A 24,339-nucleotide genomic window follows, 5' to 3' on the forward strand; every position below is an offset into this window, starting at 1 on the left:
AGTCATGTGTAGAGTTACCAATTTTGATTGGTATAAATCTTTTATTCAATTTATAGGAATTACTATGTCATCAAGTAATAACGCTCTCGTTCTGAATTGTGGAAGTTCATCTTTAAAATTTGCGATCATAAACCCTGAAAATGGCGATGAATTTTTGTCTGGCTTAGCTGAATGTTTTCACCTTCCTGATGCTCGTATAAAATGGAAATTAGATGGTGAAAAGCAAGAAGCTTCTTTAGGTGCTGGTGCGGCTCATAGCGAAGCGATTAGATTTATCGTTAATAACATTTTTCCACAAAAACCAGAATTATTAGACAGTATAAAAGCAATTGGGCACCGTATTGTTCATGGCGGTGAAAAATATACCCAATCAGTTGTGATTGATGATTCCGTTTTAAAAGGTATTGAGGATGCAGCTGCTTTTGCTCCTCTACATAATCCAGCTCATTTAATCGGTATTCGTGAAGCTTTTGCTGCATTTCCACATTTAAAAAATAAAAATGTTGCCGTTTTTGATACCGCTTTCCATACTACAATGCCTAAAGAAGCATATTTATATGCCATTCCTAATGAATTATATACTAAGTATGGTGTTCGTCGTTATGGTGCACATGGTACTAGCCACTATTATGTAAGTCGTGAAGCAGCAAGATTACTCAATAAGCCAGTTGATCAAACAAATGTGATCACTTGTCACTTAGGTAATGGTGCGTCAATTACAGCCGTGAAAAACGGTAAATGTGTTGAAACTTCTATGGGTTTAACGCCGCTTGAAGGTCTTGTTATGGGAACACGTAGTGGTGATATCGATCCGGCTATTATGTTTTTCTTACATGACAATTTAAATATGTCTGTTGCTGATATTAATAACTTATTAAATAAAAAATCTGGTTTACTAGGTTTAACTGGTGTTAGCAGTGACTGTCGTTATGTAACTGATAATGCAGATAAAGATGAAAATGCTAAAAATGCCTTAGAAGTGTTTGTTCATCGATTAGTAAAATATATCGGTGGTTATGCAATGCTATTAGATGGTCGTTTAGATGCAATTGTATTCACTGGCGGTATTGGTGAAAATGCTGAAGGGATTCGCCGTAAAACACTAGAAAAATTAAACATTCTAGGTTTTGAGATTGATCAAGAACGTAATTTAGCAGCACGTTTTGGTAACGGTGGTGTCATCACTAAAGATGGTTCAGCTATCGCAATGGTTATCCCAACTAATGAAGAACTTGTCATTGCACAAGATGCTGCACGCTTAACAGCTTAAGAATTTTAAAACCGCCGTTAAGGCGGTTTGTTTTTGGATTTAATAAAGAATTAAGAGGAAACATATTATGTCTCGTACCATTATGCTGATTCCAACTGGTACTAATGTTGGATTAACAGGTGTAAGTCTTGGTGTTATTCGAGCAATGGAACGTCAAGGTATTAATTTAAATGTATTTAAACCTATTGCACAACCAAGATCTGGTGGTGATGCTCCAGATAATACTACAACTTTAGTTAGCAACAATACATCAATTCCAACTCTAAAACCTTTAAAAATGAGTCATGTAGAAAACTTATTAGGTTTAAATCAACAAGATGTATTAATGGAAGAAATTGTCGCACTTTACGCCGAAAATACTAAGGGTGCTGATGTTGTTTTAGTTGAAGGTATTGTACCGACCACGGATTATCCATTTGCGAATGAATTAAATAATAATATCGCCAAAACGCTAGGCGCAGAAATTATTTTTGTTGTGAATATGGGTAAAGATAGCCCAGAGCAGTTAAAAGATCGTATTGAGATTGCTCGATCTAATTTTGGTGGTATTAAAAATGATAAGATCATTGGTGTGATCGTCAATAAAGTAAATGCACCGGTTGAAGAGCAAAATCTTGCTCGCCCAGATGTGGTTGAAATTTATCATACCCCTAAATTTGACGGTAAAAAAATCACAATTAAAGATTTAAATGAACATAGTCCTTTACCGGTACTTGGTTGTATTCCTTGGAATATCGATTTAAGTGCTTGTCGTACCTATGATATAGCTAACCATTTGCAAGCTAAAATCATCAATGAAGGTGGCATTAAAAACCGTCGTATTAAGCATGTTTCTTTCTGTTCACGTAGTGTTCCAAATATCATTAATCACCTCCAACCTAACGCGTTACTTGTAACTTCTGCCGATCGTGCTGATGTGTTAGTAACAATTTGTTTAGCTGCTATGAATGGAGTGGCAATTGGTGGTGTATTACTAACCGGTGGTTATGACATTGACGAAAATGTCTCTAAATTATGTCAACCAGCATTTGATACAGGTTTACCAATATTTACAGTTAAAACTAACACTTTCCAAACTTCAATCAACTTACAACAATTTAATTTAGAAATTCCTGTCGATGATAAAGAGCGTATGGATAATACTCAAAACTTTGTTGCCGACCATATTGATGCAAGTTGGATTAAATCTTTAAAAGAAGTAGTTAGTTCAGCTCATCGTCTATCTCCTCCTGCATTCCGTTATCAATTAACTGAACTGGCACGTAATGCGAAAAAAGTAGTGGTATTACCAGAAGGTGACGAACCTAGAACAATTAAAGCGGCTGCAATTTGTGCTGAACGTCAAATTGCTAAATGTGTGTTAATTGGTAATCCTGATGAAGTACGAAAAGTAGCTGCATCTCAAGGTGTTACTTTAGGTGCTGGTGTTGAAATTGTTGATCCAGAACGTATTCGTGACAAATATGTACCTCGATTAGTTGAATTACGTAAAAACAAAGGTATGACCGAAGTTATTGCGCGTGAACAATTAGCGGATAACGTGGTACTTGGTACAATGATGCTTGAAGCAAATGAAGTTGATGGTTTAGTATCTGGTGCAGTGCATACCACCGCTAATACTATTCGTCCTCCACTACAATTAATCAAAACAGCACCAGGCAGTTCACTTGTGTCATCAGTGTTCTTTATGTTGATGCCAGACCAAGTGTATATCTACGGTGACTGCGCGATTAATCCAGATCCGAATGCACAAGAACTTGCGGAAATCGCTATTCAATCAGCAGATACCGCTATTGCCTTCGGTATTGAACCACGTGTTGCTATGATCTCTTATTCAACCGGAAGTTCAGGTCAAGGTGCTGATGTTGAAAAAGTGAAAGAAGCTACAAGAATAGCTCAAGAAAAACGTCCAGATTTAATGATTGATGGACCGTTACAATATGATGCGGCAGTGATGCCAGATGTGGCTAAATCTAAAGCTCCAAATTCACAAGTAGCGGGTAAAGCGACAGTGTTTATCTTCCCAGATTTAAATACTGGTAATACCACTTACAAAGCGGTACAACGATCAGCTGATCTTGTCTCAATTGGACCTATGTTACAAGGTATGCGTAAGCCTGTTAACGATCTATCACGTGGTGCTTTAGTTGACGATATCGTTTATACTATTGCACTAACTGCTATTCAATCTGCACAAGAACAAAATGCTAGCAAATAGTTAAAATCTATGTTTTAATTTATGAGAGGTTTTTCTATAACCTCTCAATTTTCCTGTCTCACAAGTCTTATCATTTTTATAAATGACAAAATTAGTTAAGGATGATGTAAGTTTTACATTGTTTAATGCTGTTTTTTGATCTTATTCTCATAATTATTGAATATTTTTTGGTTAATATTTAAATAATTTTTTATTTGTAACCTATATTTCTGTAATTCAATCATGTGGTTACATTTGCTGTTATGCCTCACCTCTTTAATTATTTAATTAAAAAAATGACGGTTTTGCGTCTCTATTTCTACATTAAAAAAATTAGGTTTTATTTTTCCAAATAGATCAATTTCTCATTAATTTTACAAAAGGTAGAACGAAATGAATTGTCTTAATCATGACTCCATAAGAGTTATTGCACCAAATATATATCATGACACTTCATGGAATGAGGCAGAAGTATTAGGTGCTATGGTTTGGTTGTGGAACAGAAACTCATATTACCGAAATGCTGCCATAAACTCGGCGGTGGAAACATTACTACCTATCATTCAGTCTAAAAATTTCATTTTACTCATTAAAAATAACCGACCCTTGGGTTATCTCAATTGGGCTTATTTGAACTCAGATGAAGAATGTCAATATTTAAATAAAACTGATAGTTATATAAATTTTGTTCAATGCAATACCAAAGATGATAGCAAAAATTTATGGCTTTTATCTTTTTTTTGTCCATTTGGATTGAATGAATCTCTCTTAATGAAATCAATATGTAAAAAAGTCCTAAAAAATAATCTCTGCTTTTTTGGTTATCACAAATCGAAAACAAAAACTGTCGTAAAAAAAGTTCAATGTTAGAGTCTATAAGGATTAAATTATGAATCGAATATACCAAACTAAATATAATTTTATTACTGGTACTAGCATAGTTTGTTCTGAATTGACACGACGTGTTAGTAAAGTAATGATAACGGTTTCAATTTTGTCTGCCTCCGCCTCGTCTTTTGCGTTAGATTGTACACCGAGTGCTAATGGATCATATTTAGTCGGTCAAAATAACCCTAGTTGCAATAATATAAAGGAGGCAACTGTAACGCAAACAGGTAATGCAAGTTTCTATATTTTAACAAGGAGTAAATTACATGAACAACTTAATGTTGGTGATACAACCCTTACTGCAAATGTCAGAGGCGATTATACTGGTTTAGGTAACCAATATACTTATGGTGTTTACGGTAGTTCAATTAATGCTGGTAATTTAAATTTTACTATTAATAATAATGGTAATGTGTTGGGGTTGATTACCTACAACAACGTCGATATAACCGCTAAAGATGTTGCATTAAATATAAACGATAATTATACCCGTGGTCAAAACTCTAGTGGTGGGGTTGAAGCTTATGGAATATTAGCTGGCTCAGCCGTTAATTCAGCTGAAGGAAACACCTATAATGGTAAATATAGCACAATTACAGTAGATAAACTGACAATCAATCAAACAACATCAGGAGGTAAAACTTCACCGTTATTAAATAATGGTATTCGCGCTATTCAAGGTGCATATACTAATAGCGGCGATGGTTCAACCGGCCGAGTTATTGTTAATGATGATTTGGATATGACGTTGACAGGTAATCGTGCTGTAGGTATTTATGTATCTGGTAATGCAAGCAATTATAAGGGAGCCAACGAGACAGGTTCTAATGGTCAATTGACGCCAATAGTGATTTTAAAAGGTGCTAAAAATAGTATTGTTTTGAATAAAGGTAGTGATAGTTCATCAATAGATTGGGACAGTAGTGGTATTAAATTAGGTAAGACACGTAATATGGGGGAAGGCCCCGGTATTTTAGAATCTCACGGCGAACTCACCATTGATACGACTAATGCTTTAAATGGTTCTGGTATTAAAATGGTGCGAAATTCTTTATTAAAAGCTGATTATGATGCTAGTTCGACAATTATCAAGACCAATGGTTATGCACTTGAAATAGGTACCCATGATGATACTACTTCAAATGGCGAATTTGAACAAGCTGCCTCACATAATGTTAGTGCCAGCTTTAAAAATGCCATATTTACTACTAATGGTACCAGTGCTGATCCTGTTATTAGTGGTTCGGTCGGTCGTAAAGATTTAATATTTGTCGATCAAGGGCAAGTCAATACCGTTTTATCTTTCAGTGGTGATAAAACAGATCTTACGGCAAATGATGCTGGTTATATTATCAATGTGAGTGGCAATTATACCGCTCCTGGATATCAATTCTTTTCTAACACTTATGATCAAACTGGTGATGAACAGAACCATGATGCCTATCAAGCGTCATCGGTTACCTTTAATGCTTCTGATAAAGGTAGTATGACTGGGCTAGTTTATAAAGGGTTGGTTAAAACTGAAGAGGGTGAAGTATTAGATACCGATAAAACGCCATCACTTAATTTAAACTTAAATAATGGTTTTACTTGGAATTTGAAAGCAAATGGCGCTAATAAAACCGCATTATTTGATAATTTGACCTTAGCCAATGGCGCAGTACTTAATGCGGCATTTGATAATGCCGGCGATAATGAATTTGTTTTACAAGGCAATGTTACCAATGATGGTGGCATTATCAGTATGGATAACCGTTCACATGGAGAATATAATGATATTTTAACCATTCAAGGTAACTATTTTGCATCCAATAATGCGATAGTTAAGATGAATACATTATGGAATAATCCAAGTGATACTTATGCAAACAGTTCGCAATCAGACTTACTGAAAATTATGGGTGAAGTTAAGGGTTTGACCAAAATCATACCTGTTGATACCAATGGCGATGAAAATGTTATTGATGGCAATATACATCAAGTTGCTACCGTATTGAATAGTATACCGATTATTAAAATAGAAAAATCAACCACCGTAAACAATTTTACTGGAGATGCTCAAACCAAAGGTGCGACTGAAATTCAATTAGCAAAACGCCAAACAGCTAATGGTGATGAATACTATTGGACGATGGAGGCTGCTAAGCCAGTAACTCCGCCATCGCCACCAGAACCGCCAACACCACCGGGACCGCCGTCGCCGCCAGAACCGCCAACACCACCGGGACCGCCATCGCCACCAGAACCGCCAACACCACCGGGACCGCCGTCACCGCCAGAACCACCATCACCACCGGGACCGCCGTCACCGCCGTCACCACCAGTGCCTCCGACGCCACCGAAAAAAGTGATTTATTCACATGCAGTGGCCGGATATGTTTCAATGCCACGAGTAAACCAAGAGCAAGGTTTATTAAGTATTGGTACTTTGCATGAACGTAGAGGTAGCTTTACCAATTTTAATTTAGCAAATTGTAGTACCTGTGATAACTATCTAAGTGAAACATGGGGAAGAATATTAGGAAAACATCTAAAATTAGATGGGAAAAAACGGCTGAATTTAGAAACTGATGTCTATGGATTACAACTTGGTCATGATCTAGTAAATAATTTATTTGCCGATGGTAGCCACAATTATATCGGAGCCTATTTTTCATATACCAAAGCCAATACTGATTTTTCCGATAAATATCGTGCAGTTAATGGTTTAATTGCTCATAACAAAAAAACAGGTAAAGGTACCTCGGAAGCATTTAGCCTTGGATTAACTAATACTTATTTTTCAATTGATAATAGTTACATCGATTTAGTTGGCCAATTCTCGGCATTACGAAACAAATATGATGCGCATAAAAGCACTAGTTCAATTCACCAAAATGGCTTTGCTGTAGCGGTTTCGGCAGAAACAGGATATGCTTTTAATTTTGGCCAAAATAATATTAAGCAAAGTGATTGGTCAATGGAACCACAAATGCAACTTGTCTATCAATATATTGATTTGGATAACTTTAAGGATAAATATCGAAGTGTGGATCAAAATAACCAAAAACTACTTCGTGGTCGCATTGGTGTTCGATTGGCTTACAATGACCTGGCGCAATCACAACAAATCTCTTCTTTTTATACTATAGCCAATGTTTGGCACGATTTTATTAAACCAAGTAGTATTGAAGTGGGTAGAGACCGTTTAAGTGAAAAATATAACAGTAGTTGGGGGGAAATTGGTTTAGGCGCAAAAACACCAATAGTTAAAGATACCTATTTATATGGTGATGCGCGCTTCGAACATAATTTCAGTAGTGCTGAACATCAAGGTTATCGCGGTAATATTGGTGTTGAGCACAAATGGTAAGACATAAAATTGCTTAGTTTTATCTATTTATATATACGTAGTAATTTGCTCCATAGTTGCTACGTATATATTTTTTTTATTATTCATAAACTATTTTCAAAAATTTTCCACAACTCTTACTTCACATGTCTATTAAATTATCTCCATTACGCAGTTTATTTCTCTAAGTAAGTTATCGATCTATTAATACATAGACACAATATACAAAAAAAATACTGCTACGCTATTTAAGCATAATAATTAGATGATACAATAGCCTCCAATTTTTGTATTAGCCCATATTTTAGGAATTAAAATTGATGAATAAAGACATCCACCAACAGCGTATATTGATTTTGGATTTTGGTTCACAAGTAACGCAATTAATTGCTCGACGAGTTCGCGAAATCGGTGTGTATTGTGAACTGTGGCCGTGGGATGTTTCGGAAGAGAAAATTAAACAGTTTAATCCTAAAGGCATTATTTTATCGGGTGGTCCGGAAAGTACAACCGAGCAAAATAGCCCTCGTGCACCTGAATTTGTATTTAATGCAGGAGTGCCGGTATTAGGGATTTGCTATGGTATGCAAACAATGGCGATCCAAGTAGGTCATGGCGGACAAGTTACAGCATCTAATCAACGTGAGTTTGGTTATGCTAAAGTTGATATTGTTGCAAAATCCAAATTAACAGAGGGTATTTTAGATAGCACGAATGATGCGGGTATTGAGCAACTCGATGTTTGGATGAGTCATGGTGATAAAGTCACTGCTTTACCTGACACATTTACCGTAATCGGTCAAACAGAAACCTGTCCATTTGCCATTATGGCAAATGACGAAAAACAGTTTTATGGTGTACAGTTCCATCCAGAGGTAACCCATACTGTTAAAGGATTTGAATTATTACAACGTTTTGTAATTGATATTTGTCATTGTGAAAAATTATGGACACCATCTTCTATTATCACTGATGCGGTGGCCCGTATCAAAGAGAAGGTGGGCAAGGATAAAGTATTATTAGGTCTTTCTGGTGGCGTTGATTCATCTGTTACCGCACTTTTATTACATCAAGCCATCGGCGATCAGCTAACCTGCGTTTTTGTGGATCAGGGTTTACTACGTTTAAATGAAGCACAGCAAGTAATGGAGATGTTTGGTGATAAATTTGGTTTAAATATTATTGCTGTTAATGCTGAAGATCGCTTTATGGCAGCACTAAAAGGTGAAGCCGATCCAGAAGCTAAACGTAAAATCATTGGTCGTGAATTTGTCGCAGTTTTCGATGAAGAAGCAGCAAAACTTAAAGATGTAAAATGGCTTGCTCAAGGGACTATTTATCCTGATGTTATTGAATCTGCGGCGGCTAACACCGGTAAAGCCCATGTCATCAAATCTCACCACAATGTGGGTGGATTACCTGAAGATATGAAAATGGGCTTAGTTGAACCGTTACGTGAATTATTCAAAGACGAAGTACGTAAAGTCGGTCTGGAACTTGGTTTACCATACGATATGCTTTATCGCCACCCATTCCCTGGACCAGGTTTAGGTGTACGGGTATTAGGTGAAGTGAAAAAAGAGTACTGTGATTTATTGAGACAAGCGGATGCTATCTTTATCGAAGAACTCTACAAAGCCGATTTATATCACAAAGTTAGCCAAGCCTTTACCGTATTTTTACCGGTACGCTCGGTTGGCGTTATGGGCGATGGCCGTCGCTATGATTGGGTTGTCTCACTGCGTGCGGTTGAAACCATCGACTTCATGACCGCTCATTGGGCGCATCTTCCTTACGACTTTTTAGGAAGAGTATCAAACCGTATCATTAACGAAGTTAATGGCATATCACGAGTGGTTTATGATATCAGCGGCAAACCGCCTGCGACTATTGAGTGGGAATAATGTTCTCTTTTTGTTATTAATATAAATCAATATTTAAAAAGCCAGTGATATCAATAGTGTTACTGGCTTTTTTGTCTTTTTTAATCCATATTAATCCAGCACATTTTTTAGATTTTACCGTAAAAAATAACGGTAAAAATTTTTATATACTGTGATATGCTATATTTTTACCGTTCAAGGTTGCGGTAAAATTTAATTAGCTTTTAAGGGGGAGATATGTTGACTGAAACCAAATTGAAGGCATTAAAATCCAAGGATAAAGTCTATAAAATTTCGGATCGTGATGGCTTATACGCTACTGTTGCTAAATCTGGCAAATCACATTTAGATTTGATTACAAAATTAATGAACGCCGAAAGATTTTAACAATTGGTAAATATGGTATTATATCGCTAGGTGAAGCTCGAGAGAAACTGATAAATGCCAAGAAATTATTAGCTCAAGGCGTTTCCCAAGCGACAGAAAAACAACGTATAAAAGAACAAGGAAAATTAAATCATTTTAGTAATTGGCTAGAAAAGTAGCTAAAAGATGTTAATTATAAAGATAGCACTCGTAATATTATTGTATGCATTATTAAACGCGATGTTTTGCCTATGTTTGGCAAAAAAGCCTTCAATGAAATCATAGCGGATATGCTACAAAGCCATTGTGAAAAAATTAAAAATCGAGCGGCATTTGCATCAGCTGTAAGAACTCGTGATATTATTGGTAATGTATTCAGTTATGCCAAAGCTAGAGGGATTAACTGTGAAAATCCTGCCGAATATGTTGTTCCCTCAACGATCGCGATATTTAATCCTAGAGATAGAGCTTTATCTAAACGAGAAATCGGTATTTTCTTTAATACTTTAAAAAATGCTCAAACCTCTCACGCTTTAAAAGTTGCCTTGAAACTACTTATGTTAACGATGGTTAGAAAAAGTAACTTGGTTAATGCCACATGGGATGAAATTGATTTTGTGGCAGCCGAATGGACAATACCTACCGAAAAAATGAAAGTAAGCCGTCAGGGTGCTGGCCGTCCACACGTTGTTTACCTATCAATACAAGCATTAGACTTATTTATGCAGCTGTATGTATTAGCGAGCGGTTCAGAATATGTTTTACTTAGTTTCGGTCAATCAAAATATAGCACTGTATCACTAAGTTCATTAAATCGAGCCGCCGCACATACCTTTGAGCTAGCGCAAAGAAACGGCTTGCCAATAGAAAAATTTGTACTGCATGATATGCGCCGAACCGCTTCTACCCACTTACATGAACCAGTCTATCATTCGGACTGGATTAAAAAGCGTTATCCCACGAACAGAAAGGCGTTAGAGCAGTTTACAACAAGGCTGAATATGCATAACAGGTTCAGAGAATTTCGAAACGACCGTGTTGAAATAAAAATTTACAGAGTCAATAAAATATTTTTTAACCTTCCGTTAGTTGCTATTAATGTTCATTATCGTCTAAAAATTGAAATTAACCTGTTGTTTATAAAAGTTTTTAAATTAATTTGCTATTGATTTATATTTTTTCATATCCATAATAAATACAATGTATCGCGTTCGTGGAACGCATCATGCCGCGTGGGGCTATCCACAATCCCAGTGAGACAGGTTCTTTCGAGTCTCTGTTCAAGTGAAAAACTAGGATAAGAACCACATACACCTTAAACTTCCTTCTGCGTGTGGGCTGTTTTCGTAATAGAAAGCTGTAGAGAGCATACTTATTCTACAAAGTTTGCTAATTTTTTATTTTATTAAGCCATTTGCCATCTATTGTTCTGTTAAACTTGTTTTATTTATTAATTTAATGGGTGCCTAATTCTGCTTATTGAAGCGTAATGAACTGCTGTAAGAACATTCATTAAGGTTCAATCCTTTTCATTTAGCCGTTCCTACGGCATAAATGTTACTAAGGGACTTTGCACAAGCTTAATCCCTTTTCCTGCTGCTTTTTTACTAATCAACAATAGCTAAGTTTCAAACTTACGCTGCTCTTAGGCGTCACCTTAAAGCGTGGAGTTAGAAAGTGACGCCGTTTATAGACACTGTCTTAAATCTAAGCCGACAGGCTTTCTACAGGTTTTCTAGATAATTTCACCACTTTTCATAATTTATTGTTGCCAATAATGTTTATTAGGAGCACTTGACTGATACCGATGGCTTGTCACCATCCATGACATGAAGGGATTACATGTAACAGGCGGTCGTACTAAGTACATCATCCGAGCCCCTTGACCTCAACGTTGTTCCGCTCTGGTGCAAAGGTATCCCTCAAGGAAATAACCAGGTCAGGAAAAAGTAAACGCTTTTTATTGTTGTGTTTATTTCGAAAAAGCGCGCATTAGAGATAGCAATTAACCATTTATGAATTACGTTAGAGGAAAAAATTATGAAATCTGGAAAATCAAAAAGTCTAAACAAACAATTAATGCAAGTTGCTGTGCAAGCTAAAGGAGCTCGAGTAACTGAACACGCAAGGAAACTACATGTTATACGTCTTGGCTATTATTTAAAAGTCAATAACATCCAAATTAAAGACATCAGTCAAATCAAAGCCAAATATATTCAAAGCTATATTGCTCATCGTTTTGAGCAGGGAGTAAAAAAACGCACTCCAAAAAAGCCCTGCATTAACCGCCACTATTGAAATTGCCTGAGTATTAGGCTTAAGAGGTGAAGAAGCAGTACAAAGTTGTCAATCCTTAAAAACTTGGCAAACAGTACTCGCCAACGGAGCTACCAAGCTTAAAGTGGTTTTTGGCACTAAAGGTGGTAGACCTAGAGAAACAACGGTATTAGACAGAACTAGAGTAATTAATGCTGTCAATAATGCCTTAGCGATCGCTGAATAACAAAATGGAAAGTTAATTAATAACCCCACCTTAAAGCAAGCAATGACTTATTGGCGTAATCATTGTAGTTCTATAGGGGTAACGGGTAAATTGGCACCTCACAGTTTACGGTATGCATTTGCTCAGAATTTAATGCGATATTACAAAGCGAAAGGACATTCAGAAAAAAAGGTCATGGCTATGATTTCAATGAACTTAGGTCATGGTGATGGCAGAGGACGCTAGATTAAGCTGGTTTATGGTAATACAGGAGAAGAACAATGAGCAAAATTCTACTCCGTTTACCTAAAGTAATGGAAAAAACAGGCTTAAAAAGAGCCACTATCTATTTTCATATCAAGCAAAATACGTTCCCTAAGCAGTTCAAGATAGGTCAACGAGCCGTTGCTTGGTTAGAGAGCGATATTGATGATTGGATTGATGGGTATTTGGTTGAAATGGAGGGAAAAGGTGAATAGTTATCTATTAGGTGTACCTTAAAATAGTGTTACAAGTTTGTAGCACTATTTCATATATGTCATGGATTGGTAATTCTTAGTCTTAAACCTAAGTATTAATAAGGTCAATTAAATCTGGAAATCGATTAAAATTAGATAGTTAAGCGTAAATCTTAAGCTAGTTTGAGCAGCAAGACATCTATCTAAAAGCTGCTCTTTTAAAGGAATTATTTTCCTACACTAGGAAGTTTGACCTGCAATCCTGGTAAATGGATACTTATCGGATTATCTTCACCTCGATTACTATCTGAAGGATTTAGGTAATTTTTAATATGCTCAACTAGCTCGTTTTTAGCCGATTCCATTCTATCAATTAACGTATAGATATCTGAAACATCTATAACGATCGTACGTCCCTGAGCTACATCGAATGGAATTTTATCTCCTTTTCTTATTATCTGAATTGTCGGAAGTTTCGTCATATGTCTAACACCCAATTCATAAAATGCGTTAGGATTACCAAATGAAAGGTCTGCAACACAGAATTTACTAGAAACTATATGCTCAAATATCTGTTGTGAAATTAGTCCTGATCGACCAATTTTATCGGCTCGCACTACTTGAATACCGAATTCAGAAAACGCAGGCTCAACCAAATGTCTTAAAAGCATATCAGCATGCTTTCGCTCTGCTGAAGTATCATCGCCTATCGGAGTAATATAAAAACATAGTTTTTCGACATCTGATATATCAGCTTGATTATCATCGGTGTCCTCGGAAACTTCATTTTCAGCCTCTAAAATATCAGTTTTTTTATTTTCCTTAAAACTATTTGTTACTGCATTTGGTGCAACTCCATCTAAACGTATAGTTTTTTTGCCACCTTGGTGCTCTAGAATTATTCCAGCATATTCTGCATTAGAAATTATTATGTTCTTAGCTTCTTCGATACGATCTCGAGGTATAGCATAATTAGTTTCTAGTACATTATTAAGAAACTCATCTTCTGGAATAAGTTTGCCATCAAAATCCGAATAAAACTTGCTAGGTAGTGTAGGAATTCTTACAGCTTTAATTGCTGCCTCTGACTTCTCTTGTGGATATGTTGGAGCTAATAATTTTCGACCAGTTTCAGAGAGTCTGAATTTATCGCCCTCCTTGACAATAAGCTCATAAGCTTGAGCTCCCCAAATTAAATATTTGGTGTTATTTGATTTTGCACCAACATTCATTGCTCCTGCTATTTCATCCCAAGTAACTGGATTTCCAGCATATGTATCATATATTGGTTTAATAACTGCAATGCATTCTTCCAGCGTTTTCTTGGGAAGATCATTTGTCGATATCTGCTTTTTGCCTGCTCTGGAACTACGCGGTTTTACTTCGGCTTTTTCTAGTTCTTGAGACATATTTCCTCCTTGTTGTTTTAGTTTATGCTCTCTGTGAATCTAATAATTTAATAGAAAGCTCCATTTCCACAAGACGAACATTTCTCTAACATCTTTTCTGACTTTTACTCATCTTAAATTTATAGAAATGTGCCTATATTTTAACACATTATTTTGTAATCATTTAAATATGGCAACAGCATCAAGTTATAGATAAGTAAATAGATCAAACACTAGTCTTTTTCCTATTTACAATCTTCTCAACTAATTTTGGAGTTGTCTCCATAATTATGGCAATTTGTTCGACTGAAACATCTTTCTCCCAAAGAGCTATAACTAAAGCTTCTTTTTGTTGACGCTCTTTCTTAGTTTCATTTTTAGCCGCTTTAGCAATGTCTTTTGCTGTTTTAACGGCATCTCGGGCAATTGCTTTCTCTTCTTTCCTAATCTGCTCTATAACCTGATAAGTCGGAACATACTTAAGGCTTTTCTCTAACTCGTCCATTACTCCCCTTGATTTTAAGCTATCATAGGCTTCGGTACTGATTATAAGGTGATCTACAAGTGCAATATTGAGTATACGCCCTACCTGAATAAGGCGATCTGTGATATCTAAATCTGCTTTGGAAGGAGCTAAGCGTCCAGTTGGGTGATTGTGAATAGCAATGACTCGTGTCGCATTTTTCATCACAGCAACACGATAAACATTCATAGGCTCTATATTAACGGCTTTTACTGAACCTAAAGCAATTAATTCTATATAGAGAATATACCCTGCTTCGTTCATGCCGATAATCCAGAAGTGTTCTTTTTCCTTGTCTATCTTATTTTCACGAAGGAGTACGCGTTGCATGATGCTATATACATCATCTGAACTTTCTATATAACGCTTATCATTTTTACCGAGTTTAATATCCATAGGTCGTTCTTAGTTAGGAGTGTTGGTCAAAAATATAACATAGTTTACAGGCTATTTTAAGTAAACGGCATCAGCTAAGCTAATGATATGTAGTTTATATTTTTCACTACAGGTTGACTAATTTAATATGCCTTGAAGCAATAAGTATATTATTCAGTCAATGGTTGCTTCAAAAGAAAATCATTTATCAAACTGGTGGAAAACTTTGGTGATAACCTTCCAGCTTCCATCAAGTTTAAGAAACGTTAGATAGTCGTTACAATCAGAATTAACTGCATCTTTTGCCATAACAACTCGAACAATTGCGGTAGTTGGGGTAATATCGAGAATGTCGATATGAGAAACGATGTTAGGGTATTTATCATAGTTATTGATAAAGTCGGAGGTGGGATTACTGGCTCCGCCCATAAGTTGACCGTTGACGGTTCCATAGGTTACGCAATCTTTATGAAAAATATCAGACAACATATCAACGCTGCCTATTCGTAAGGCTTCAATATATTTAGCGGCTATATTCGTGACTTCATTATATTTATTAGCCGATACCGTTCTTTGATTCATAACCAACTCCCTATAATTTATAACATAGGTCAAAACGATAATATAATTTGTATTTTTAATTCTAACAAACGGTATTAAATTTTAGGATTTTGGGGTAATATTAAACTCATAAAAAATAGTCTTTTTATTCATAATCATATAGTTTCTGTGTAATATATTGTATAAAAAGATTGCAAGTGGTTAGGTTAAAAAAATATTTTTTATTAGAGTTTTGTAACTCATTGATTATAAATATTTTTTTAGGGGCTCAATTGTCTACTATATATCCACTCAGTATTGCACGGTATTTTTAACGGTATAAGCATTTTTTTTATTTTATAACTTATTGATTAAATAATAAAAATAAGTGAGTGCTAGGATTGAGTGGGAGTAAATCCTTTACAGTTATTAATTTTTGTTAATCTATATAAAAGCCATTCATTTCCGAATGGCTTTTTTACTTAGAATAAAATTATTAGAATTTAAAATGATAATAACGAATTATAGTAAATCATATGCATTTAAATAATCGTTCGTTCTGTTGCATACCAGATTAACGATTGTGAGTGATCGATAAACTGATTTTCATCATCTAATAACAATTGGATGGCTCTTTGGGCTTCAGGTGAAGTTCTGATAGTTAACATTTTTTCTTTACTTTGCCAGTAAATTTCAGCCATTCCATCAAAATCAAAAATAGGTGCACCTCTGCTATTGCGCATAGCATTTCCCGGTTTTTTATCCTGTAATGGAACACTTTGGACGTAATGAAGAATTCCTAGCGCTTCTTTTTGTGAATTAACCAAATTTGCATGATGGTTATGCCAATAATCATCAAATTCTTGATAACTTAATGTCTTTTTGCGTTTAACTAACGTAATTAATTTGATCATTTAATATCTCCTTTAATAAATAAAACCATATGGTAAAGTATGACAGCGCTGTTAGAGTCAATAGGAGGTGTTATGAAAATTGGTGAATTATCCAAACTTAGTCAAATTAGTATAAGGATGCTTAGATACTATGAAGAAGCAGGATTGCTTGCTCCAAAACGTTCTGTTTCAGGTTATCGCCAGTTTGAAATAGCGGACATTGAGCGAGTTAAACTCATTCATAAATTAAATAGTGCTGGATTAACATTAAAAGTTATACGCAAGATCCTTCCTTGTTGGCAACATCAAAATAAAAAGTTTTCGCCTTGTAAAGAATTCAAAAATGGATTGAGTGACACTTTATTAAAATTAGATGAGCAAATTGAACTTTTGCAGCAAAGTCGTAGTCATTTAATAAGTTTGTTAAATGAAAACTAATATTTATTTTTTTACATGAAAAGGTTTTCAATAGCCAAATGTTAAGATAGAGTGGGTTGTTACCTAAATTTACTAAACAATGGATAAGTTAATCCTTTGTGGGGTGGCGTTATCATCTTAATTACAACGATATTGATAAAAATTAATGGTAGTTTTCTTTTAATAATCCTGTGATATTTTTAGTAAAAGGTTATTGTTGATGACTTTTGCAGATTGAAAATGATTTGAATTAGTTAGTAAATAGGATGCTATTAGGAGTAAGTATTGAATTAAAACTAATTAGAATTTAATATTATTTTTGTTATTATAAAATTTGTTTTTTGGCTAATTATTAAGGTAAAACATGTTTAATTTAAAAAAATATTTAGTTGGTTTATTGGCATTGTTTAGTGCTTCTTGTTTTGCTCTCGATCACGTTGTTACTTTTGTTTGTACTGGTAACACCGGCCGTAGCCCTATGGCCGAAGCATTAGCTAAGGATTATGTCAACAAACATAATCTCAATATTGAGGTTCAATCACGGGGTGTTAATGTAGATCCGAGTGAATTAACCCCAGAAGAAGGTACAGTTAAAGTATTAAAAGATAGAAATATTGATATATCGTCACATAAAGCAACGCAATTAGAGAAAGAAGATATTGATAAATCAGAATATTTACTGACAATGACGCAAAAACATAAAGATAAAATTCTAAGTCAATTTCCTGAATCGAAAGGTAAAGTATTTACATTATCTGAATTTGCCACAGGTAAAAATGAAGATCTTTCTGATCCATATAAATTACCATTATCTGCTTATATCAAAGTAGAAAAACAATTAGATGAATTTTTACCATTGGCTTTGGATAAAATTGCTAAAGAGAAATAATTTGAGTTATTTTTTTATTATATTAATCAGAACAATTTAACCCGCTTAGCGGGTTTTTTATTGAAAAATATTTAATCAGTATAATATTTAGTTTTTTCGAATTTCTTTAATGGAATTTTCCAAAGCAAGTAAGATATTAATCTTATTATGATATTTTTTTTAAAAATACTTTTTCTGTATTTTGAAAGATGTTTAATTAATAAAACTCTGTCTGCGTCAATCGAACAATTCAAATTATGATCTTTAATTACCACGATCAAATAGGGTACTAAACCATATATCTTTATGCCGGAGCATAATTTAAATAATTAAAATAAATCAAAACATATCGAATGGGGAGGGTAAAAGTTGATTAATTACCTCGCTGCATTATTTGTGATTATATATCCAATTGCTCTTACCGCTTTAGTGCTTTTGAACAGTTCAAAATCGCCAATCTTGACTTTTTTATTCATCAGATAATATAAATCCACAGTAAGTAGATAAATTCCGTGTTTAAAAATTTCTGTTCAAAACTTTTCAAAAATTTGGGTACTTTTTTTAAAACAGAATCATCTTCAAGAATTAAGGTATATGGAAGGTTATTATCGATAATTTTTTATAAACACTTATATGAGTTAGTCACAGTCAATTTCACCGTTAGTTAGATAATCGTTAGAAATATGTCGAATGTAATCATCAGATAATTGATAATCTTGTTCTAAACTTTAACATTTTTTTCAATACAGGATTTTTTAATGATTAAATTGCTAAATTTATAATAAATGTTTTTATTTGTTGTTTTTATTATCATGATAAATTTTAACATCTCATAAAAATTATAAAATGTCGTTATACTTATTAACAAATGATCTACAAAAAAACATCGCTTGAGTATATACTCTTGCCTAAAGATTTTATGCTTCCAAAGTTATATGTAGAAGAGTATAAAAATAGTTATTGCATCAATTTATCTGTTAAGGACCGTTAAGTATGATTTTAGGTAATATTAATCATTTGGATTTAATTCCTTATTTGCCTACCAAGATTAAACAATCAATTGAATATGTAAAAGACAATGTTAATAGCAATACACCAGCTGGTCGTTATGATATTGATGGTGATAATATGTTCTTTGTTGTGTCTGATAATTCATTAAGATATATTCATGAAGCCAATCCTGAGTATCATAAGAAGTATATCGATGTGCAGATTGTTTTAGATGGTCAAGAAGGGATGGCTGTTTCTACTCTACCTCCGCATACGCAAGTATTAGATGATAAAATAACTGAGAATGATATTGCTTTCATCAAAACACCTGACGAAGAAACTATGTTAGTATTACAGCAAGACGATTTTATTGTATTTTTACCGAATGAAGTACACAAACCGCTTTGTGCAGTCGACAATAAGATTGCAAATGTTCGGAAAGTTGTGGTAAAAATCGCATTAGATTATTTATAAGTAGAAGTAAGGATTTTAGGTAGCACTATGACAACAAAAATCGCTGTTATTGGCGAATGTATGATTGAACTTTCAATAAAACAAGATTCAACAACCCGTAGCTTTGGCGGAGATACTCTTAATACGTCAGTTTATTTATCTCGTTTATTAAAAAATAAAGATTTTTCTATTCACTATGTGACAGGTTTAGGAACCGATCCTTTTAGTCAAGAGATGCTTGATAGCTGGCAAAAAGAGCATGTTTCAACTGATTTAGTACAAAGAATGTCGGATAAAATGCCGGGACTTTATTCAATTGTGACGGATGATCAAGGTGAGCGCTCTTTTTATTATTGGCGTAATGATGCAGCGGCTAAATTTTGGTTAAAAACAGCTGAAACAGCCCAAGTTGCTGAACAAATCGCTAAATGTGATTATGTCTATTTAAGTGGTATTAGTATCGCGATTTTAGATGCAGAAAGTATTATTAAATTATTAGATTTATTAAAACAAGTTAAAGCCAATGGCGGTAAAGTGATTTTTGATAATAACTTCCGTCCACGTTTATGGAGTAGCTTAGATTTAGCGCGTAGCGTTTATTCTGATATTTTATCTTTTACTGATATTGCGTTTTTAACTCTCGATGATGAAGACTTATTATGGGGTAAATTACCTTATGAACAAGTTATTGAGCGCACCAAGAAATTTGGTGTTAGCGAAGTTGTGATTAAACGTGGTAGCGATAGTTGTATTATTGACTCTTTGGAAGGTCGTTTTGAGGTACCTGCTAACAAAATCGCCAAAGAAGATGTTATAGATACAACTGCGGCGGGAGATTCATTTAGTGCTGGTTATTTAGCGGCGCGTTTGAGTGGTCACAATCCTTCACAATCAGCAAGCCAAGGTCACTTAGTTGCTGGTACCGTGATTCAATATCGTGGCGCTATTATTCCGTTAGATGCTACACCAAAATTAATCGAAGCTTAATAAAAAAACGGTCATTATTGACCGTTTTTTATTTCAAATTATCGTATTTTGATATAGTGACTCTAAAAATATAATCTTGATTTTAGAGCCTAATAATTATTATGGCATTATGGCAAAAGAGCGTACCGGAAAACCTGAAGCATTATTCGGTTTAGCAACAATATTAAAGATCACTGCTCCTTTAGCTGGCAATTGATCTAAATTGGTCATTAACTCAACTTGATAAGTGTCTTGCTCTAAAACATAGTATTCGCCTTTTAACGCATTGTTTTCTCGGAATGCTTTCGCTGAATCAGTATCAAAAGTTTCATGACCAATAGCTTTAATTTTTCGCTCTTCGAATAAAAATTTCAATGCATCAAGTCCCCAGCCTGGAATTTGATTATTTCCAGCGGCATCTTTGTTTTCCATCGCAGATTGAGATGGCCATTTCTTACTCCAGTCTGTGCGTAACGCCACAAAACTACCAGCTTCAATTTGTCCATGCTGCTGTTCGAAAGCTAATACGTCATCTTTAGAAAACGAAAAATTGGGATCTAGCTTGGCTCGTTCAGATTGGTCGATGACGATTAATGGTAATACAAGCTCTTGCAACTCCAGTTCATGCAAATAACGAGTTTTAGGAACAAAATGAATTGGCGCATCCAAATGAGTACCATATTGACCAGCAAAACTAAAGTTTTGTGCTAAAAAGCCATCGCTGTGGTCGAATAGTGTTTTTATTTCTGCAGGTTTAAACATAAAAAAGTGGGGAGAATTGTGATCAAAAGCATGAGTCAAATCTATCCATTTTTTCGACTTTAATAAAGTTAATGCTTGTAAGACTTGGTTATTCAAAATTATTCCTTATATTTAAAAAAATCTCTTTTTTATTGTAAAATGAATAGATTAAGTTAACCAATAATTTTGAGTTATAAAAATATAACTTTTTGTTTTAATCAATTAAGAAAAAGTTGAGGAAAGGATTTTTTAATAAGAAAAATACTTTATTAATGCTTTTTAATTAAGATTTTTGCTTTGTATCATTGAAATTCTGCTAACCGACACTATTAAACTAAATAGTTGTATATTTAATCAATAAATACTGGCATAATATACAGTTAATTTTTGTTTCATTCATCTATAAACACACAAAAGAAGAGATCTATGTCAATTAAAGATATCGATATTCGTGGTGCAAGAACACACAATTTAAAAAATATAAATGTAATTATACCAAGAGATAAATTGGTGGTAATTACAGGTCTTTCTGGTTCAGGTAAATCATCATTAGCATTTGATACCTTATATGCAGAAGGACAAAGACGATACGTTGAGTCGTTGTCGGCCTATGCTCGTCAATTTTTGTCACTCATGGAAAAACCTGATGTCGATCATATTGAAGGATTATCGCCTGCTATTTCGATTGAGCAAAAATCAACATCACATAATCCCCGTTCAACAGTGGGTACCATCACTGAAATTTATGACTATTTACGACTTTTATTTGCTCGTATTGGTGAACCGCGTTGTCCAAATCATAATCTACCGTTAGCAGCGCAAACTGTTTCACAAATGGTTGATAGTATTATGGCGTTGCCATCTGAAAACCGGTATATGTTACTTGCGCCGGTTGTCACTGAGCGTAAAGGTGAGTTTGTTAAATTATTTGAGCAACTTGCGGCAAGTGGTTATATTCGCGTTCGAGTTGATGGTGATGTATATGATCTGTCTGATCCACCGATACTCGAACTTCAGAAAAAGCACACCATTGAAGTGGTTGTTGATCGTTTTCGTATTCGTGATGATTTGAAATTGCGTTTGGCGGAGTCAATCGAAACCGTACTTTCCATCACCAATGGTATTGTTAAAGTCGCTAATTTGGATGATCCTAAAGCGGAAGAGCATCTGTTTTCTGCCAACTTTGCTTGCCCATTATGCGGTTATAGCATTTCTGAACTTGAGCCAAGATTATTCTCATTCAATAATCCTGCTGGTGCTTGTCCTGAATGTGACGGTTTAGGTGTACAACAATATTTTGATCCGAAACGCGTTGTTCAGATGCCAGAAGTATCATTGGCAGCCGGAGCGATTAAAGGGTGGGATAGACGTAATTTTTACTATTTTCAGATGTTAAAATCGTTGGCTAACCATTATAAGTTTGATATCGATAAACCATATCAGAAATTATCTGAAAAAGTAAAAGATATTCTCTTAAATGGTTCTGGTGACGAAGAAATACAGTTCGTTTATACCAATGATCGTGGTGATGTTGTTAAACGTAATCATCCTTTTGAAGGGATTATCAATAATCTTAGTCGCCGTTATAAAGAAACTGATTCGCAAACTATTCGCGAAGAGTTAGCTAAGTATATCAGTAATCGTCCTTGTCCATGTTGTGAAGGTTCACGTTTATGTAGAACAGCCCGACATGTATTTATTAATGATACTAACTTACCAACCATCAGCGATTTAAGTACACAACAAGCTAAAGATTTTTTTGATAAACTCACTTTAACTGGACAACGAGCTCAAATTGCTGAAAAGATTTTAAAAGAAATTAATGATCGTCTACAATTTTTAATCAATGTTGGATTGAACTATTTAACCCTGTCACGTTCTGCGGAAACTTTATCCGGAGGCGAGGCGCAGCGAATTCGACTGGCTAGTCAAATTGGTGCAGGGCTTGTTGGTGTGATGTATGTGCTTGATGAACCATCAATTGGTTTACATCAACGGGATAATAGTCGCTTGATTGATACGCTTACTCACTTACGAGATTTAGGTAATACCGTCATTGTTGTAGAACATGATGAAGAGGCGATCATGGCTGCTGATTATGTTATTGATATTGGTCCAGGAGCAGGTGTTCATGGCGGTGAGGTTGTCGCTCAAGGTACACCAAAGCAGATTATGGCATGCAATAACTCATTAACCGGTAAATATCTTTCAGGAAAAGAGAAAATCGAGATCCCAGCAGAGCGTCATAAAGTTGATAAGAAAAGAATGCTATCGTTAATTGGCGCGACTGGTAATAATCTTAAAGATGTAACTTTAAATATTCCAGTGGGACTATTTACCTGTATTACCGGTGTATCTGGTTCAGGGAAATCAACCTTAATTAATGATACCTTATATCCTTTAGCTCAAAACGAATTAAATGGTGCAGAAAAAACCGAAATTGCGCCATATAAATCAATTAAAGGATTGGACTTTTTCGATAAAGTTATTGCGATAGATCAGAGCCCTATAGGACGGACACCACGTTCAAATCCAGCAACTTATACCGGATTTTTCACATCGATTCGTGAACTTTATGCCGGGGTGCCTGAAGCAAGAGCGAGAGGATATAATCCTGGCCGTTTTAGCTTTAATGTTAAAGGTGGACGTTGTGAAGCTTGCCAAGGCGATGGTTTAATTAAAGTTGAAATGCACTTTCTACCTGATATTTATGTACCTTGTGATCAATGTCATGGGGCTCGATATAATCGTGAAACATTAGAGATCAAATATAAAGGCAAATCGATTAATGAAATTCTAAATATGACGGTTGAAGAAGGGCGAGAATTTTTTGACGCGGTACCAATGATTTCCCGTAAGTTACAGACATTAATTGATGTGGGGCTGGCTTATATCACAATTGGTCAGTCAGCAACGACACTATCTGGTGGTGAAGCACAACGAGTAAAACTTGCAAAAGAGTTATCTAAGCGAGATACTGGTAGTACGCTTTATATTTTAGATGAACCAACCACTGGGTTACATTTTGCTGACGTTAAACAATTGCTTGCTCAATTACACTCATTGCGGGACAAAGGTAATACCATTGTGGTTATCGAACATAATTTAGATGTTGTCAAAACCGCCGATTGGATTGTCGATTTAGGTCCAGAAGGCGGAAGTGGTGGTGGTGAAATTATCGCTGAAGGTACACCTGAAGATGTGGCTAAATCGAAAAGATCCTATACTGGTCAATATTTGAAACCATTATTGGAAAAGCAAAAATAATAACTACTTATATATCTAAATCAAGTAAACCTTAGGAGAAAGG

At 34.9% G+C, this 24,339-nt stretch carries 21 protein-coding genes and 2 pseudogenes; 17 read left to right on the forward strand and 6 right to left on the reverse strand.

The features are described from left to right. Positions 1-64 precede the first annotated feature (64 nt). The 12 genes and pseudogenes from DKK70_RS06955 to DKK70_RS07000 all read left to right on the forward strand — a co-directional run bounded on the left by DKK70_RS06955 (position 65) and on the right by DKK70_RS07000 (position 12,896). A complete protein-coding gene (locus DKK70_RS06955) occupies positions 65-1,270 on the forward strand; it encodes an acetate kinase (RefSeq protein ID WP_110433335.1) in 1,206 nt (401 codons plus the stop codon). 67 nt (positions 1,271-1,337) lie between these two features. Further along, positions 1,338-3,488 (forward strand): phosphate acetyltransferase, encoded by a 2,151-nt coding sequence (gene pta / locus DKK70_RS06960; protein ID WP_110433336.1) that lies wholly within the window; start codon positions 1,338-1,340, stop codon positions 3,486-3,488. Between the two features lie 372 nt (positions 3,489-3,860). Continuing rightward, positions 3,861-4,337, forward strand: a complete 477-nt coding sequence (locus DKK70_RS06965) for a toxin-activating lysine-acyltransferase (protein ID WP_110433337.1) — start codon at positions 3,861-3,863, stop codon at positions 4,335-4,337. A gap of 19 nt (positions 4,338-4,356) precedes the next feature. Further along, complete coding sequence (locus DKK70_RS06970; protein ID WP_110433338.1) at positions 4,357-7,707, forward strand: autotransporter outer membrane beta-barrel domain-containing protein; 3,351 nt, start codon at positions 4,357-4,359, stop codon at positions 7,705-7,707. Between the two features lie 299 nt (positions 7,708-8,006). Next, a complete protein-coding gene (gene guaA, locus DKK70_RS06975) occupies positions 8,007-9,590 on the forward strand; it encodes a glutamine-hydrolyzing GMP synthase (RefSeq protein WP_110433339.1) in 1,584 nt (527 codons plus the stop codon). Between the two features lie 216 nt (positions 9,591-9,806). Beyond that, positions 9,807-9,956 carry a hypothetical protein gene (locus DKK70_RS16950; RefSeq protein ID WP_219999708.1) on the forward strand — a complete coding sequence of 50 codons (150 nt, stop codon included), beginning with the start codon at positions 9,807-9,809 and terminating at the stop codon, positions 9,954-9,956. Between the two features lie 2 nt (positions 9,957-9,958). Next, positions 9,959-10,114 carry a hypothetical protein gene (locus DKK70_RS17485; RefSeq protein WP_375334975.1) on the forward strand — a complete coding sequence of 52 codons (156 nt, stop codon included), beginning with the start codon at positions 9,959-9,961 and terminating at the stop codon, positions 10,112-10,114. A 30-nt stretch (positions 10,115-10,144) separates the two neighbouring features. Beyond that, a pseudogene (locus tag DKK70_RS17490) lies at positions 10,145-10,345 on the forward strand (phage integrase central domain-containing protein); the annotation flags it as partial. Between the two features lie 36 nt (positions 10,346-10,381). After that, complete coding sequence (locus DKK70_RS06980) at positions 10,382-11,104, forward strand: tyrosine-type recombinase/integrase (RefSeq protein WP_375334976.1); 723 nt, start codon at positions 10,382-10,384, stop codon at positions 11,102-11,104. Between the two features lie 871 nt (positions 11,105-11,975). Then, a complete protein-coding gene (locus DKK70_RS16960) occupies positions 11,976-12,233 on the forward strand; it encodes a phage integrase N-terminal domain-containing protein (protein WP_110433340.1) in 258 nt (85 codons plus the stop codon). A gap of 70 nt (positions 12,234-12,303) precedes the next feature. Then, a pseudogene (locus tag DKK70_RS17175) lies at positions 12,304-12,663 on the forward strand (integrase domain-containing protein); the annotation flags it as partial. A 35-nt stretch (positions 12,664-12,698) separates the two neighbouring features. Next, entirely contained in the window at positions 12,699-12,896 is a 198-nt protein-coding gene (locus tag DKK70_RS07000) for a helix-turn-helix transcriptional regulator (protein ID WP_110433343.1), read from the forward strand. 206 nt (positions 12,897-13,102) lie between these two features. Here the strand turns inward: DKK70_RS07000 and DKK70_RS07005 are convergent, their stop codons facing one another. The 4 genes from DKK70_RS07005 to DKK70_RS07020 form a co-directional block, all read right to left on the reverse strand. Next, positions 13,103-14,284, reverse strand: a complete 1,182-nt coding sequence (locus tag DKK70_RS07005; RefSeq protein ID WP_110433344.1) for a hypothetical protein — start codon at positions 14,282-14,284, stop codon at positions 13,103-13,105. A gap of 205 nt (positions 14,285-14,489) precedes the next feature. Then, positions 14,490-15,182 (reverse strand): JAB domain-containing protein, encoded by a 693-nt coding sequence (locus DKK70_RS07010; RefSeq protein ID WP_110433345.1) that lies wholly within the window; start codon positions 15,180-15,182, stop codon positions 14,490-14,492. A gap of 180 nt (positions 15,183-15,362) precedes the next feature. Continuing rightward, positions 15,363-15,743 carry a nuclear transport factor 2 family protein gene (locus tag DKK70_RS07015; RefSeq protein WP_110433346.1) on the reverse strand — a complete coding sequence of 127 codons (381 nt, stop codon included), beginning with the start codon at positions 15,741-15,743 and terminating at the stop codon, positions 15,363-15,365. A gap of 500 nt (positions 15,744-16,243) precedes the next feature. Beyond that, on the reverse strand, positions 16,244-16,615 hold the full coding sequence (locus DKK70_RS07020; RefSeq protein ID WP_110433347.1) for an EthD domain-containing protein: 372 nt from the start codon (positions 16,613-16,615) through the stop codon (positions 16,244-16,246). 72 nt (positions 16,616-16,687) lie between these two features. On the opposite strand from DKK70_RS07020, the gene DKK70_RS07025 reads away from it, so the two are divergent. Further along, a complete protein-coding gene (locus DKK70_RS07025) occupies positions 16,688-17,032 on the forward strand; it encodes a MerR family transcriptional regulator (protein WP_110433348.1) in 345 nt (114 codons plus the stop codon). A 343-nt stretch (positions 17,033-17,375) separates the two neighbouring features. After that, complete coding sequence (locus tag DKK70_RS07030; RefSeq protein ID WP_110433349.1) at positions 17,376-17,900, forward strand: low molecular weight protein arginine phosphatase; 525 nt, start codon at positions 17,376-17,378, stop codon at positions 17,898-17,900. Between the two features lie 454 nt (positions 17,901-18,354). Here DKK70_RS07030 and DKK70_RS17495 read toward each other — a convergent pair whose 3' ends face one another. Continuing rightward, the gene (locus DKK70_RS17495) at positions 18,355-18,495 is read right to left on the reverse strand and encodes a hypothetical protein (protein WP_375334977.1); all 141 of its coding nucleotides are present in this window, start codon (positions 18,493-18,495) and stop codon (positions 18,355-18,357) included. A 377-nt stretch (positions 18,496-18,872) separates the two neighbouring features. Between DKK70_RS17495 and DKK70_RS07035 the strand changes: the two genes are divergently transcribed. Next, entirely contained in the window at positions 18,873-19,343 is a 471-nt protein-coding gene (locus DKK70_RS07035; protein WP_110433350.1) for a YhcH/YjgK/YiaL family protein, read from the forward strand. A gap of 27 nt (positions 19,344-19,370) precedes the next feature. Continuing rightward, positions 19,371-20,309: a sugar kinase gene (locus tag DKK70_RS07040; RefSeq protein WP_110433351.1), complete on the forward strand. Its 939-nt coding sequence runs from the start codon at positions 19,371-19,373 to the stop codon at positions 20,307-20,309. 99 nt (positions 20,310-20,408) lie between these two features. On the opposite strand, the gene DKK70_RS07045 is transcribed toward DKK70_RS07040, so the two are convergent. Continuing rightward, positions 20,409-21,146, reverse strand: coding sequence for a cyclase family protein (locus DKK70_RS07045; protein WP_110433352.1), 738 nt, complete (start codon positions 21,144-21,146; stop codon positions 20,409-20,411). A gap of 315 nt (positions 21,147-21,461) precedes the next feature. Between DKK70_RS07045 and uvrA the strand changes: the two genes are divergently transcribed. After that, positions 21,462-24,296, forward strand: coding sequence for an excinuclease ABC subunit UvrA (uvrA, locus tag DKK70_RS07050; RefSeq protein WP_110433547.1), 2,835 nt, complete (start codon positions 21,462-21,464; stop codon positions 24,294-24,296). The last annotated feature ends 43 nt before the right edge of the window (positions 24,297-24,339 follow it).

It is taken from the genome of Gilliamella apicola, assembly GCF_003202655.1.
GTDB classification, from domain to species: Bacteria; Pseudomonadota; Gammaproteobacteria; order Enterobacterales; family Orbaceae; genus Gilliamella; species Gilliamella apicola_R.